8 protein-coding genes and 3 pseudogenes are annotated in these 15292 nt (G+C 64.6%); 5 read left to right on the plus strand and 6 right to left on the minus strand.

From position 1 onward, the window contains the following. Positions 1–88: 88 nt before the first annotated feature. The 4 genes and pseudogenes from mmaA2 to CDN38_RS00185 form a co-directional block, all read right to left on the minus strand. A complete protein-coding gene (gene mmaA2 / locus CDN38_RS00170; protein ID WP_075510390.1) occupies positions 89–952 on the minus strand; it encodes a cyclopropane mycolic acid synthase MmaA2 in 864 nt (287 codons plus the stop codon). Positions 953–1067: 115 nt separating this feature from the next. Further along, a pseudogene (locus CDN38_RS00175) lies at positions 1068–2774 on the minus strand (protein kinase domain-containing protein). Between the two features lie 132 nt (positions 2775–2906). Further along, the gene (locus tag CDN38_RS00180; RefSeq protein ID WP_075510389.1) at positions 2907–3647 is read right to left on the minus strand and encodes a hypothetical protein; all 741 of its coding nucleotides are present in this window, start codon (positions 3645–3647) and stop codon (positions 2907–2909) included. A gap of 68 nt (positions 3648–3715) precedes the next feature. Further along, positions 3716–5266 (minus strand): MFS transporter, encoded by a 1551-nt coding sequence (locus CDN38_RS00185; protein WP_075510388.1) that lies wholly within the window; start codon positions 5264–5266, stop codon positions 3716–3718. Positions 5267–5436: 170 nt separating this feature from the next. On the opposite strand from CDN38_RS00185, the gene CDN38_RS00190 reads away from it, so the two are divergent. The 4 genes and pseudogenes from CDN38_RS00190 (at position 5437) to CDN38_RS00205 (ending at position 10959) form a co-directional block, all read left to right on the plus strand. Then, positions 5437–6300, plus strand: a complete 864-nt coding sequence (locus CDN38_RS00190; RefSeq protein WP_075510387.1) for an SCO6745 family protein — start codon at positions 5437–5439, stop codon at positions 6298–6300. A gap of 208 nt (positions 6301–6508) precedes the next feature. Beyond that, a complete protein-coding gene (locus tag CDN38_RS00195) occupies positions 6509–8953 on the plus strand; it encodes a glycogen/starch/alpha-glucan phosphorylase (RefSeq protein ID WP_233027137.1) in 2445 nt (814 codons plus the stop codon). A gap of 44 nt (positions 8954–8997) precedes the next feature. Continuing rightward, positions 8998–9685 (plus strand): annotated as a pseudogene (locus tag CDN38_RS00200) (VldE C-terminal domain-containing protein). A 228-nt stretch (positions 9686–9913) separates the two neighbouring features. Continuing rightward, a pseudogene (locus CDN38_RS00205) lies at positions 9914–10959 on the plus strand (DUF2293 domain-containing protein). Positions 10960–11042: 83 nt separating this feature from the next. Here the strand turns inward: CDN38_RS00205 and CDN38_RS00210 are convergent. Further along, positions 11043–11417 carry a pyridoxamine 5'-phosphate oxidase family protein gene (locus CDN38_RS00210; RefSeq protein ID WP_438502277.1) on the minus strand — a complete coding sequence of 125 codons (375 nt, stop codon included), beginning with the start codon at positions 11415–11417 and terminating at the stop codon, positions 11043–11045. Positions 11418–11789: 372 nt separating this feature from the next. Between CDN38_RS00210 and CDN38_RS00215 the strand changes: the two genes are divergently transcribed. Continuing rightward, entirely contained in the window at positions 11790–14045 is a 2256-nt protein-coding gene (locus CDN38_RS00215; protein WP_075510385.1) for a glycoside hydrolase family 3 C-terminal domain-containing protein, read from the plus strand. 108 nt (positions 14046–14153) lie between these two features. Here CDN38_RS00215 and CDN38_RS00220 read toward each other — a convergent pair whose 3' ends face one another. Next, a complete protein-coding gene (locus CDN38_RS00220; RefSeq protein WP_161951625.1) occupies positions 14154–15173 on the minus strand; it encodes a sensor domain-containing protein in 1020 nt (339 codons plus the stop codon). Between the last annotated feature and the right edge of the window lie 119 nt (positions 15174–15292).

Genomic DNA, 15292 nt, shown 5'->3' on the forward strand with positions numbered 1-15292 from the left:
ACGAGCGCGACACCCGTCACACCCACCAGCGCACCGGCGGCGACCGAACTGGCGCCGGTGCCCTGAACCGGCAGGCCGGCCGGAACCCCTACTTCTGCAAGGTGAACTGGTTGACGTCGATGTAGCCGTCGCGGAAGAGCTTGGCGCAGCCGGTCAGATACTTCAGGTACCGCTGGTACACCTCTTCGGATTGGATTGCGACGGCCTCGTCGTGGTGTGTCTGCAGCGCCTGCGCCCACAGGTCCAGGGTCCGCGCGTAGTGCAGTTGCAGCGACTGGCGCCGCGTCAGGGCAAAACCCGCCGCCGCGGACTGCTCCCCCACCATCTCGATCGTCGGCGGATGGCCACCGGGGAAAATCTCGGTCCGGATGAACTTCAGGAAGCGCGCCAACCACAAGGTGAGCGGCAAGCCGGCGTCGACCATCTGCTGCATGGTCAGTCCGGTGATGGTGTGCAGCAACATGACGCCGTCGGCAGGCAGGATCCGGTAGGCCCGAGCGAAGAAGTCCGCGTGACGGTCGTGGCCGAAGTGCTCGAAGGCGCCGATGGACACGATCCGGTCGACGGGCTCGTCGAACTGTTCCCAGCCCGCCAGCAACACCCGCCTGCTGCGCGGGGAGTCCATCTTGTCGAAGGTCTTCTGGACGTGGGCGGCCTGGTTCTTCGACAAGGTCAGGCCGATGACGTTGACGTCGTACTTCTCGATGGCCCGGCGCATGGTGGCGCCCCAGCCGCAGCCCACGTCGAGCACCGTCATGCCCGGCCGCAGGCCCAGCTTGCCCAGCGACAGATCGATCTTGGCGAACTGGGCGTCCTCCAGCGTCATGTCGTCGCGCTCGAAGTAGGCGCAGCTGTAGGTCTGGGTCGGGTCCAGAAATAACCGGAAGAAGTCGTCGGACAAGTCGTAGTGCGCCTGCACGTCGTCGAAATGCGGCGTCAGTTGTCCAGCCATGGGTTGTGAATGCCTTTCCGGCCCGGAGACCACGTTTATGGTGCCCGCACGAATGCGCACACATAATCTCCCCCAAGGCGTGTCCGGAAATGCTAGCCGATTGGGCGTCGCGTCGCTAAATCCAAGCGGCCCACGTCATCCGATCAGCCCGCGTGAGCCAGCTCGAATTCTGCAGATCCATAGCCTTGTTGCCGTCCCACACGAACGGGGTCCCATTGGCGTTGAACGTAGCCAGGGTCTCACTGGCGGCGGTGGCCTTCGATTGGGCGGCGCCGAGGTCGGATCCGGCCTTGATGCAGCTGATCACGGTGGCATTGGCGCCGACGGTCTGGGCCAGATGGGCCAGTTCGGCGTCGGTGCGATCGGATGCGGCACCCTCCTGGGGTTGGAAGTCACTGCCGAACAAGGCGGAATAGAAGTTGGTGTACGTCTTCGGATCGTTTTGACCGGCAACACAGTACGAGGCCGCCACCGCCCGCGTCGAGTAATTCGTGGTGTGCGATTGGTCGTCGAGAAAGTTGAGCAGGTGATAGCACGGCGGACAGATGGGTTCGTTGAAAATGTCGATCGTTTTCGCCGCGGCGGAGCTGCCGACAAATACCCCGTCATTGAGCACCCGGAGTTCAACCGCGTCGGCCGGTGGCGGTGGCGAGGTAGGCGCCGGCCGCGGTGCCGACGACCGCCACGGCTGCGCGACAACGATGCCCAGTCCTGCCGCGACGGCTACCACGACGGCCACCGCAACGCCCGCCCATAACCAGGGCTTGCCGCCGCCACCGGAGGGCTGGACCGGCGGTTGACCCCACGGTGGTGCCCCGGCGGTACCCGGATAACCGTGCCCCATCCGGTGGCGCCGGCCCACGGCGTGGGCTGCGGTACACCCGCCGGGCTGTGCCGCGGGGGCCGACGGCGTAGGCATCGGGGCCGCGAAACCCGCGGCCGGCTGGCCGACGGCCGCGGCCGGCATCTGGGCTACCTGACTGCGCTGCAAGACGTCGGTGGCCCGATCCTGGTCAGGGGTGGCCAGTGCCGCGTAGGCCGCCGGACAGGTCGCCGCAGGTGGCGTATCGGTCGCCCGGATCCTTGGCCATGCCGCGGGCGATCACCTGGTCGAAGGCGGCCGGGATGCCGGGCCGTGCGGCGCTGGGCCTCGGGATGGCCTGACTCAGGTGTGCGCCCATGACGCTGAGCTGGTCGCGTCGATACGGCGGTGACCCGGTCAAGCACTCGTACAGCACGCAGGCCAAGGCATAGATGTCGGCCCGATAGGTGACCTCAATGTTGCCGAACCGTTCCGGCGCCATGTAGTAGAGGGGTGCCGACCGTGCTGCCCAGCGGCGTCAGCTTTTCGCCGGAGGTGGCGCTGGCGATCCCGAAATCATAGGTAGGCGAAGTCGTCGCTACTGACCAAGATGTTTTCTGGCTTCACGTCGCGATGTGTCACCCCGGCATCGAGCGCTGAGCCGATCTGGCGCACCACCGCCACAGCCCGCGGCGGTGTCAGCGGACCGTAGCGCTTCACTATGGCGGCCAGGTCCTTGCCGTCGATCAGGCGCATGTCCACGTAGAGCTGACCGTCGATCTCGCCATAGTCGTGTATGGGCACCACGTGCGGTGTAGCCGCCCGGCGGTGCGGGCTTCGCGCTGCATACGGGTGCGGAGAACCGGATTGCTGGACAGCGTCGGCGACATGAGCTTCAGCGCCACGACGCGCTCGCGCACCGTGTCTTCGGCCTCATAGACGTCGCCCATGGCGCCGCGACCGACCAAGATACTGACCGAACTGCGAACCCTCCCGCGAATCCGCGGTCGCATCACCCATCGCCGACTCCTCACCCGCCTTCCGCGTGCACGACTAAAAGCGCATGGACGCGGTGACGTGCAGGCATAAGGCTAATCGGCGTGCCGGCAGGGGGACGCGGTGGACAACGAGAATGCCGCCGCGACAACGAACCTATCCGGTGTCGACCCGCAGGTCGGCCAGCTGCATCGACACCAGGGTCGGAGCGGGCAGCGGGCGATTGCCGGGGCCGATCGGGTAGACCCGCCGGCGCGTCTGGAAAACCAGCCCGCCGGCGTGAACCGGCTCGGTGCAGTAGTGCGCGGCCCGTGCCCAGTGACCGACCACCTCGGCGACGTAGTCATGCCGACGCAGCCGCCCGCTGGCATCGAAGTAGAAACTCTGCCGCGGCGAGTGGGTATGGATGTGCGGCGGGAACGTCGCGTTCAGCCGCCGCCAGGTCTCGCCGCCCTCCTGCCATGTCCCTGCCTCGTCGACGTCGACGCCGTCGCGCGTCAACAGGTAAGGGGTGGTGAGGTAATTCCACATGGCATAGCCGGCGAAGTAGACCGAATCCAGCGGATCCCAACGGAAATTCCGCCGCAGGCCCGAGCGCCCGAAAAACGCTGGCCGCGGGTTCGCCCGTGAGCTGATGACGTGGCCGTCGTGACTCTCGATCCGCACCGTCCCGTTGTCGAAGACCCCGCGCTGCCCATCAACGGGGAAGGGGTCCAGGACCGTCCGAGCCTGCTGGACATCAACCGTGACGCGGTAGTCCGCGAACCGGTTGCCCGGGACCCGCGTCCGGACCAACAGCCCGCCGCTGCGTACCTGCGCATGGATTCTGGCGGCGGTTCGCCAGCGCTGCAGTCCGCCGTGGGCCTCCAGCGCCTCATCCAGCAGGGTGCTCGTCATTGCCACGTCCTCGGTCGAGGTTTATCGGTGCTCCTCGAAGTAATCGAACACCAATCGCGGCTTCGGCGTCAGGGTCGTTGCGCGTGACCACCGTGCGGATCATCGTCGTGCGCCGGTGCTGCGCCCGCGCGCTGACCCTCCCCGGCACCCGCCGGTTCTTCGTGCTGCTCGGCGTCGGCCACCGTCAGCGGCAACGCCAGTTCTTCCAGCGGGCGCCGTTCGGCCGCCACCCCGAGCCACAGTTCGACCAGGCCGGCCGCGGCCATCACCACGGCACCGATGAGAAACGACCAGAACACCTGGCTGCGCTGGCCGGAATTGATCAGCTGACCGAACAACAGCGGGCCGCTGATGCCGCCGATCGCGGTGCCGACCGCGTAGAAAAACGCGATCGCCAGCGCGCGTGTCTCCATCGGGAAGATCTCGCTGACGGTCAGGTACGCCGCGCTGGCCCCCGCCGACGCCAGGAAGAATGCCACCGCCAGCACGACGATGAATGTCCAGACGCCGCCGGTCCGAGTCACGAACAGTGCCGCGAGCACCACGGCCACCACCGCCGACCCAATGTAAGAGAAGGTGATCATGGGTTTGCGGCCGACGGTGTCGAACAGCCGCCCGAGCACCACCGGGCCGACGAAATTACTGAGCGCCCACACGATGAAGAACACCGGCACGTGTCCGGACGCGACCCCGTAGAAACCGCTCAACAGCGTGCCCAGGTTGAACGTCACGCCGTTGTAGAGAAACGCCTGCCCGATGAACAGCGCCAGGCCGAGGACCGCGCGCCGCGGATAGAGCGTGAACGCCACCCTGGCAATCTCCCAGAACGAAATCGTATGGCGCTGACGTACTTTGAGTGGTCTTCCGGGCGGCTCGGGCAGCCGTTGGCCGGTATCCCGCTCCACTTCCCCCTCGATTTCCCCGACGATCCGCTCGGCTTCGTGCTCGCGCCCGTGAATGAACAACCATCGGGGGCTTTCTGGAACGTTGCGCCGGACCAGCAGAACGAAGATTCCGAAGATGGCGCCCACACCGAAGGCAAGTCGCCAGCCGATGTTCGCCGGGAAGTGCGAGGTGTCCAACAGGACCAAAGCGCCAGCCGCTCCGGCAGCCGACCCCAGCCAATAGGTACCGTTGATCACCAAATCCACCCGACCGCGCACCCGGGCCGGAATCAACTCGTCGATCGCGGAATTGATGGCGGCATACTCGCCACCTATCCCCGAGCCGGTGAAAAAGCGGGTCAGGAAGAAATACCACGGCGCGAACGCGAAAGCCGTTGCGACGGTGGCGATCAAGTACACCGCGAGGGTCAGCAGAAACAGATTGCGCCGGCCGAACCGGTCGGTCAGGTGACCGAAGAACAACGCGCCCAGGCAGGCTCCCGCGATATAGAACGACGCCGCCAAGCCGATGTCTGCTGCGTTGAGCTCGATACCGCTACCGTGCTCGGTCAGGCGTGACGACACATTGCCGACCATGGTGACTTCGAGCCCGTCAAGAATCCACACGCCGCCCAGGCCGATGACGACGCGCCAGTGAAACCGCCCCCAGGGCAGCCGGTCCAGGCGTGCCGGCACCTGGGTGGTGATGGTTCCGGTTTGCGCGCTCGCACCCATGGGTTGACTCCATTCTGGGTAGGCGGAGACTGGCCCCACTACCTCGCCTGCGGATGCCGACGGCGGCCGGCACCCCAATCACCGTTCGCGACACTAGCCAACCAGTCGGCAAAACTCGTACTCGGCCGGACCCGCGCCGGTAGGCCGAAACCGAGTGGTTAGCTTCAGGAATGCAACGCAATCCTGAACTCGCCCGTCAGCTTTATGACCGCTTCGAGCCCGTCCACGCCGTGACGTACTTCGCGCCGGAGGCCCGCACGGCCCTGACCAATCTCGGCTACCGGGGGTTTTGGATGGGCTACTTCGCTGCTCGGTCGGCTCCGCTGGGCCAGGTTCCACCCGAAGTCGTGGCCGCGGTGTTCTACAACTTCGCCCTTGCGCGGGTGGCCAAGGCGCTACCGACAGCGTGGCAAATTGCGGGGCCGCACCTTGCGTTGCAAGCGCGCGCCGAGTCGGCGGTGGCGGCGCTGCGGCGGTACGGCCTCACCGACGACGACCAAAACGTCCGCACCGCAGCCCGATTGGCGGGTAGCGCTGCGGGCCAGGCGCCGGTCGACGGCCGGCCAGTGTTCGCCGCTAACCGCGCCCTGCCATGGCCTCAAGATCCGGTGGCCGCACTATGGCAGGCGACCACGTTGCTGCGCGAGCATCGCGGCGACGGTCACGTAGCTGTGCTGGTTGCCGCCGGCATCTCGGGGCGCGAGTCCAATGTGTTGCACTGCACCGCTGACGCGGTGCCCCGGGAGTACATCATGCAGACCCGTCACTACGACGATGCCGAGTGGCGCGCATGCGAAAAAAGCCTGAGCGAACGCGGTCTGCTCGACGAGGATGGCTCCCTGACGCCCGCCGGGCGTGATCTGAAGAACCAGATCGAGGCCACCACCGACGCGCTTGCGCTGCGCGCGTTCGACGGTCTCGACGACGGCGAGCTAGAGGCGTTGTTGGCGGCTCTGACCGCGATCGCGCGGACGGTGATCGACGGGGGTGACATGCCGGCCGTCACGCCGATGAGCCTGCGACGGGATTCTTAGGCCGACATTGCGGCGGGCCGGCGAGCGAGTGAAAGACAGTCGACTGGCGCCGCGTCGGTACGCCTGCGGTGCGATACTCGCACCCACCACCGGCTGAAATCTAGGGAACGCGAACATGAGCAATGTCATTCGACCTTCGGCCCACGCATCGACGACAGCCTCCGTTCAGGAGAGGGCATCCACCAGCGCCGAGGACGTCCGCACCGGAATGAGTTCGGAGGCTCTTCGCCAGGCCATCGAAGACCACCTGCGCTACTCACTCGGCCGCCCGGCCACCCTATTGCAGCCCAAGCATTACTACCGCGCCTTGGCGCTGGCCGTGCGCGACCGGATGCAGCGGCGGTGGATCGAGACCACCCAGACCTATCTCCACCTGTCTCGCAAGGTGGCGTGTTATCTGTCGGCGGAGTTTTTGCTCGGCCCGCACTTGGGCAACAACTTGCTCAACCTGCAACTCGAGGACCAGGCCCGCACCGCGTTGGCCGCGCTGGGCCAAGACCTCGACGAGGTGCTGGCCTGTGAGGAGGAGCCCGGCCTGGGCAACGGCGGACTGGGGCGGTTGGCGGCCTGCTACCTGGACTCGCTGGCCACCCTGGAGCGTCCGGCCATCGGTTATGGCATCCGCTACGAGTTCGGCATCTTCGACCAGGAAATCCGCGACGGCTGGCAGGTGGAGAAAACCGACAACTGGCTGGCCGACGGCAATCCGTGGGAAATCGCCAAGCCCGAACTGAACTACCAGGTCGGCTGGGGCGGCCACACCGAGTCCTACACCGACGAGCGGGGCAGGTACCGGGTGCGTTGGGTCCCGCAGCGCGCGGCCAAGGGCGTCTACTACGGCACGCCCATCCAGGGTTACGGCGTCAACACCTGCAACACCCTCACGCTATGGAGTGCCCGCGCCATCCAGTCGCTGGCCCTGGACGCATTCAACGCCGGCGACTACTACCGGGCCGTGGATGACCAGGTGGTGTCCGAAACCCTCACCAAGGTGCTCTACCCCAACGATCAGCCGGAAGTCGGCAAGCAACTGCGGCTGGCCCAGCAGTATTTCTTCGTGTCCTGCTCGCTGCAGGACATGCTGCACCTGCTCGAAGATTTCGCCGGCCTGCCGGTCCGGGAGCTCTCGAACCGGGTCGCGATACAACTCAACGACACCCACCCCTCGATCGCCGTCGCCGAGCTGATGCGGCTGCTCGTCGACGAGCGCGACCTCGACTGGGACGAGGCGTGGCAGATCACCGTGGCTTCGCTGGGCTACACCAACCACACCCTGCTGCCCGAAGCTCTCGAAACCTGGCCGCTGTCAATGTTTCAGCGGTTCTTGCCGCGGCACCTGGAGATCATCTACGAGATCAACCGCCGCTTCCTCGACGAGGTGCGCGCCCGGTTTCCCGGTGACGAGGACCGGGTCCGGCGGATGTCGCTGATCGACGAGGACGGCGGCCGGCGGATTCGGATGGCGCACCTGGCCACCGTCGGTAGCCATGCCGTCAACGGTGTCGCGGCATTGCACTCCGAGCTACTGAAAACGACTGTGCTCAAAGACTTCTACGTGATGTGGCCGGAGCGCTTCAGCAACAAGACCAATGGGGCGACACCGCGCCGATTCGTCGCGCTGGCCAATCCCGGCCTGCGCAGACTGCTCGATCAGCGGCTCGGAGAGGGGTGGTTGCGCGACCTGGACCGGTTGCGTGCGCTGGCTCCCCTTGCCGGTGATCCCGTATTGCAGGAACAGTGGCGGACCGTCAAGCGGGAGAACAAGGCGCGGCTGTCGGACTACGTACGAGCCAACACCGGTATCGCGCTGGATCCGGAGTGGCTTTTCGACATCCAGGTCAAGCGCATTCACGAATACAAGCGCCAGCACCTCAACCTGCTGCACATCATCACCGCCTACCACCGGCTCAAGCAGCGTCCGAACCTCGAAATAGCGCCGCGCGCATACATATTCGGCGGCAAGGCGGCGCCCGGTTACACGATGGCAAAACTCATCATCAAACTGGTCAACTCGGTCGCGGAAACGGTCAACGCGGATCCGGACGTCAACGACCGCATGAAGGTTGCGTTCATCCCGAACTTCAACGTACAAAACGCGCAATTGATCTATCCGGCAGCAGATCTCTCCGAGCAGATCTCGACCGCCGGCAAGGAGGCGTCGGGCACCGGAAACATGAAATTCATGATGAACGGGGCGCTGACCATCGGCACCCTCGACGGCGCCAACGTCGAGATCCGCGAGCAGGTCGGCGCGGAGAACTTCTTCCTCTTCGGGCTGACCGTCCAGGAGGTGCAACAGGTGCTCGGCCAAGGCTATCGGCCCAGGGACTACATCGCCGAAAGCGACGAGCTCACAGCAGTTCTCGGGCTGATCGCCGACGGCCGGTTCTCGCGCGGCGACACCGCGGTGTTCGCCCCGCTGATCGCCAACCTGACCGACCACGACCCGTTCCTGGTCATCGCCGACTACGCCGACTATCTGCGCGCCCAGCAGGAGGTCAACGCCACCTGGCAGGACACCGAAAGCTGGACCCGCAAGTCCATCCTCAACTCCGCGCACAGCGGAAAGTTCTCCTCGGACCGGGCGATCGCCGAGTACTGCGACGACATCTGGAACATCGCGCCGGTGCCGATCGGATCTCCAAGCGACTGACCCGGTGGGGACTCGTGCAACAAAAAGATCAAAAGGACTGCCACATGCGTCGCACACGCCACTAGAGTGCAGGGCGTGGGCACCGCCGTGTTGGCCAACGGGCGAGGCCGCTGGTTGGCAATCGCGGCCTCACTCGTCGTCTCTGCCGGCATGATCTACGCCCAAGACAAGGGCACCGAGCGGCCGTGCTGCGTGCAGGCCCCGGCGGCAACCCCAACACGTACCGCAGCGCCCACCGCCAGTCCGGCGGAGGTGGACATGTTGGCGGCAGCCGCACCCGTCGCCGGCCAAGACTTCCAAATGGCGTTACCTGCCGGCGTCGCGTCCGAGCAGGGGCTGCAGATCAAGACCATCTGGGCGGCTCGCGCCATCAGCGTGCTCTTTCCCCAGATCAGCACCATCTACGGGTTTCGGCAGGATCCCCTGAAGTGGCATCCCAACGGGTTGGCGATCGACGTGATGATCCCCGACCATGGCTCCCCCGCCGGTATCGAGCTCGGCAACCAGATCGCCGGGTATGCCCTGGCGAACGCCAAACGCTGGGGCGTGCTCCATGTGATCTGGCGGCAGAAGGTCTACCCGGGTATCGGTGCCCCGAGCTGGACGGCGGACTACGGCTCCGAAACGCTCAACCACTACGACCACGTTCATATCGCCACCGACGGCGGCGGATACCCCACCGGGCAGGAAAGCTACTTCATCGGATCCATGCGGCCGATGCCGCCGCAGTGATCAGCTGACCGATCAGTGTTCGATCAGCATGTCTGGCGCCTGGGTCACGCAGTTTCCTCGGCGGTCGGGTAGCCGACTGCATGCGTTCCTGGTTGCCGGCCGCCCTGGTGTTCCGCGAGTTGGTGTTGAAAATCCCTGTGCCACTGATGCTTTCAGGAAGCTAATGGCGCGGTCCGCGGGTGGTCACTGTTTCGCCGAGCACGCCCGGCGGGTAGGCTTGGCCCGTCTATGACAGGGCAGAACCTGGAACAGCGCGTCACGCGAGTGGCCGAGGCGCTGCTCGCGGAACGGCGATTCGTCAGTGCGATCGACGTGTTGGTCGGCCTGAACTGGCTTGCGCCGTCGCGGCTCGACATCTGGCGGCAGGGTCGGGTGGCAGCCTTGGAGCAACTCATGCAGGTGAACCCGGCCAAGGTGGCGGCGGCGATGGCGGCGCTGCGGCAATGGGCGCAGAACCGCGGGCTCCATCCGTCGGAAACCGATTACATTGCCCGCACCCGGGACCGCCGCGAGCTGCGGTTCAGCGTCACCGCCGATGCCGCAACCGAGCGCGCCTACCGTACCCACTGGGTGTCTCCGGACCTGTCTCAGGACGCGATCAAGCGGCAGAGCCGTCCACCGGATCTCGTGGTGATCTCGCCGCTCAAAGGGTGGACCTGCACGGCGTGCGATGGCACCGGCGACCTGCTGTTCATGGAGGACGACGGACCCCGCTGCCTGGACTGCGCCGACCTGGGCCATCTCGAGTTCCTGCCGTCTGGTGATGCCGCGCTTACCCGACGGGCCAAGAAGATCAGCCGGCTTTCGGCGGTGGTAGTGCGGTGGAGTCGTTCGCGCAACCGCTACGAACGCCAGGGCATCCTCGCCGAGCCGGAGGCCATCGAACGGGCCGAACAGGAATGCCTCTCCGACGCAGAGTCGCGGCTGCGCCGCCGGGAGCGCGACAAAGTGCGACGGGCCGGCGAGGATGCGCGGTTTCAGGCGGAATTTGCCGGCGCGATCCGGGAGTTGTTTCCTATTGTCCTGCGGACCGGGCCGAGTCGATCGCACGCCACGCGGCGGCGTGTGCCAGCGGCCGGATCGGACGGACCGCGGCCGGACGGGCGCCGGATCCGGACGCGATACGACTTGCCGTAGCGGCGTCGGTCCGACACGTCGACACCGATTACGACATGCTGCTGATGTCGGCGGTCGACCGGGAAACCGCGCGGCACCGGGTACATCAGCGTGTCGAGGACGTAATGAGCGGCTGGCGCGACGGTGGCATGGGGTGAGCGCGGCAGGCTCGGGCTGTGACTGCATCGCCACCGGGTCCCCATTCGCTTCCCCGATGCAAGGCCGAGTCTGGCTAACTTGGCTAGGTTCGCGAGGAACACCGGTAACCGGCCGGCGCCAAAGTCATAAAGCCGCGCCCAGCGCCCGGCTCGATCGAGATGCGCACCATCTGCTTGTACGTCGACCGCACGTTGTGTTCGAACTCGGCAAGCTGGGGTTCGTCCATTGACCTCCTCGCTGCCGCGAGGTACTCGTCGGTGACGCCGTCGACGGTTTGCAGTGTGGCGAGGCCACGCACCAACAGGGCCTTCGCCTCTTCTGGGGCGGAGCCGGTGTCGATCGTCAACGCGACTTGCGGACGGCGCGAAAGCGCGTGGGCTTTCGGGGAGGTCGGTGCCGTGGAGACAACGATGCGGTCGCCGGTCCAGTAGAACCCGACCGGGACGACCCGCGGCAAACCATCGTGTCCGTTGTAGGCGAGCAGGGCCGTGGAGCCGGAGAGCAGCTTCTGGGCTTCTGGGTGGCCAAGCTCCTTTGGCCAACTCTTGCTTAGTCATCACACCGGCAGTCCTACCCGGTACGCCCGGCCTGACACCCGCGGCTGCGGGTTGAGTAGTCGGTAGTTGAGGTAAGGAGCGGGGCACTCTGGAAGCGCATCAGGGTCAAAAGGCCCTTTACTGGAGAACGGGCGAAGCCGAACCTCATTGCCTACAAGCGCAAGCTCGGAGCACGTGGTCTGGCGGCTGGCTGCCGTGGTCGATGGTTTTCAAGGAAGTAAAAACCGAAACGAGTAGCTGATCGACCTGACGAGATTTATGGAGCACGATAGATGATTCTGCGCAGGCCTTTGCTGACAGCAGCTAATTTCCTACTGGCATTCTTCTTTCTTGTCGCCTCGGCTCCAATGTACACGCAATTCGGACAGCCAGTAAATACCGCACCCAAACGGCCATGGACAAACAAATTACTTTCCCCGGATGAGCGGGCCGATCTGGTCATCCAGCAGATGACGCTCGACGAAAAAGTGCAGTTGCTTCATGGCCTGGGATGGCGAGTTTACCTTGACGGAACCACGTCCGGGCCGGGCGTGCGTTCTCTTGGAGGCGCGGGTTTCATCCCGGGTATTGAGCGTTTGGGGATTCCCGACCTGCAGATGTCGGATGCCGCCCTTGGCGTCGCGCGCGGAGCCCCACGGAGCCGCTATTCTACGGCGCTGCCGTCCGGTGTGGCTGAAGCCTCGAGCTGGGATCCAGAAATCGCATACGAATACGGCGCTCTCATCGGCGCCGAGCTTCGCGACCAGGGTTTCAACATGTCATTGGGCGGCGGAGTCAACCTTACCCGGGAACCGCGTAATGGTCGCACCTTCGAATACAAGGGCGAGGATCCGATTCTCGCCGGCACCCTGGTGGGTGAGGAAATTAAAGGTCTGCAGAATCAGCATGTGATCGGCAATATCAAGCACTATGCAGTCAACGACCAGGAAGACGGCCGCCACTTCGCCAACTCCGTTATCAGTAAGCGCTCGATGCAGGAGTCAGACTTGCTCGCGTTTCAGATCGGCATCCATAATTCAGACGTCGGCGCGGTAATGTGCTCCTACAACTTGATCAACGGCACGTATGCCTGTGAGAACGATTATCTCCTCCGCGATGTCCTCAAGGAGGTCTGGGGATTTAAAGGCTTTGTCGTTTCCGATTGGGGCGGAACGCACAGCACTGTGAAAGCGGCCAAAGCCGGACTTGACATTGAAATGCCGGGCAATGACCATTTCGGCGAACCACTCAAAAAAGCGGTCCAGGACGGAGAGATTTCCCAGCACCAGCTGAACTCCATGGTTCACCGTGTCCTTCGCACTGAATTCGCCACTGGGGTCATCGATTATCCTGCGCATCCGAAGGTGGTCGACGTAATGCATGGCTTCACGGTCGCGCAGCGGGTTGAGGAGGCCGGCGCAGTGCTTCTGAAGAACGCGGAGAACCAACTGCCACTGGACGCGTCCTCGATCAAATCCATCGCGGTCATTGGCGGCCGTGCCGACGTTGGTGTCATCTCGGGCGGTGGTTCGGCCCAGGTCGATCCCGCCGGGGGCAATCCCGTTATTGCGCCCGGCGTCAATAGCGGCGATATCATGGCGCTCCCGCCGGAATGGGTCTACCACCGCTCGCCGCCATTAGACGCTATTATCCAGCGAGCCCCTCAGGCAAGAATTGAATATAATCCCGGAAATGATCTCACCTCCGCAGCCGCGCTGGCGAAATCCTCCGAAGTCTCGATTGTCTTTGCTGTCCAGCATGAGTCGGAAGGTGCCGATCTCCCCAACCTCTCTCTCCCCAACAATCAGGACGCGCTGATTCAAGCCGTCGTTGCCGCCAATCCGCATACCATCGTGGTGCTTGAGACGGGAGGAGCGGTAACCATGCCCTGGCTGGATCAGGTGAGCGCCGTGCTTGAATCGTGGTATCCGGGCATACGTGGCGGACAGGCGATAGCCGCCATTCTTTTCGGCGATGTCAACCCGTCGGGCAAGCTGCCGATCACGTTCCCGAAACGCGAGGCTGATATGCCGCATCCCGACGCGACCAAACCACCGACCGAGCCAGCTGCCCCCACCGGCCCCAAGGCCGGCGAAAAAATCTTCGATGTGCATTATGACGAAGGCCTGAAGGTCGGCTACAAATGGTATGACGCGGAGAATAGGACACCTCTATTTCCGTTTGGATTCGGCCTGTCCTACACGACCTTCGCTTACTCGGAACTGAACGTCACTCCCGGAGACTCGCTTGACGTCACCGTCCGCGTCACCAATACCGGCAGGCGCGCCGGAGAGGAGATAGCCGAAATCTACGCCGGTTTGCCAGAAAGTGCGCAGGAGCCGCCGCGCAGGCTGATCGGCTGGAAAAAGGTCGCACTCGAACCTGGTGAGTCTAAGACCGTCACCGTGCATGTGGAACCGCTGTTTCTTTCCATCTACAACGTTGACCGCAACGCATTCCAGCTCGTCCCGGGAGAATATTCGATATGGGCAGGAAACTCTTCGGGTGACCTGCCTCTGGAAGTAGCCGTGACTCTCCAAGGCAAGTAACCACGATTACATCGTCCGATATCGCACGAAAGCGCGCGCGCCGTTGGCGTGTCCCCGGCTGCGTGTGTCCGCCGTTGCCCACTCCCCCGTATGCCGCCGACAACCTCGCTATTGCCGCTGAACTTTGGCGACCATTTTGTCGGCTAACTGCCGACCTTCGTCGGCGATGCGGTATCCGCACGCATTGACGTCGATGACCACATTGGACACCGCGCTCAGCGCACGCTGGCAGCCCCAGTTGTTACTGGCTCCGAGTTGAAGCTCGCTCAGCGTGATTGTCGGCGGCTCGCCGTTGAGACTCGCCAAGGTCCACTTGACCGTGTTGCCGGCGGTGTTCGTGGCGCTGACCGTCTGGTTGGCGCAGCTTTTCCACTTGTCGGCCGAATTCTGCACGAATTGATGGGCCTTGTCGGCAGACGGGAACGTCACCGCGGCCTGGGTGACCCAGTGGGCATGGTAACGCCCCGGCTCGTACACGAGTTGGACTCTCAGTGCGGTCTGGCCGCTGCCCGCATACACAAGGTCCTGCACGGCATAAAGCGCCCCCTGGCACTCCGGGTGCGACAGCTTGATGGGTGTGGGGTCCAACCGGTAACCCGTTTCCATCGTTTCCATGGTTGACGCGCCCATGACGGCGTTGATGTCGGCCGCGCTGAGCAGAATGCCGTCCAGTTGTTCGGGCGTCGTCAGGGGCGGCGGCGGTGACGTGCTCGGAGGCAGGACCGCCGACGGCGCCGGTGGTGCAGCACTGTGGCCCGGCTTCGGCCCGCGCCGGTTTGTGAGTAGCACGGTGATCGTCACCACCACCAGGATCACGGCAACGCTAGCCGCGCCGATCGCCGCTATGGCCGGCCACCGAATCGCCCGGCGGGCCCGGAGCTTCTCGAAGACCTTCCCGAAGACCTTCTTGGTGACCTTCTTCGGCGGCTGCTGCACATCGTGATAGCCGGGAAACGCCTCGATCACCGGTGGTAGTGGCGGTCCGTTCGCGGCAGAGAAGTATTCCGGAACGGGCTCGGTCGGCTCTACGTCCGTTGCGCCCTGAGGCTGCGTCGCCGACCCCTCGGATCCCACATCGAAGGGATTAGGCTGCGGTCCCGGCGATCGCGGATCCACATCGTCGGACACTTGCCATTCCTCCCACGCGCCGCATAGTTGGATCATATCGGTACGAACCTCGTCGGCATGCCGGCAAGCGTCGCCATTGATAGCCGCCGGATGGTAGCGAGCCGTCACGGCCAGCCGCC

Origin of the sequence: Mycobacterium ostraviense (assembly GCF_002705925.1) — a bacterium.
Classification (GTDB): Bacteria; Actinomycetota; Actinomycetes; order Mycobacteriales; family Mycobacteriaceae; genus Mycobacterium; species Mycobacterium ostraviense.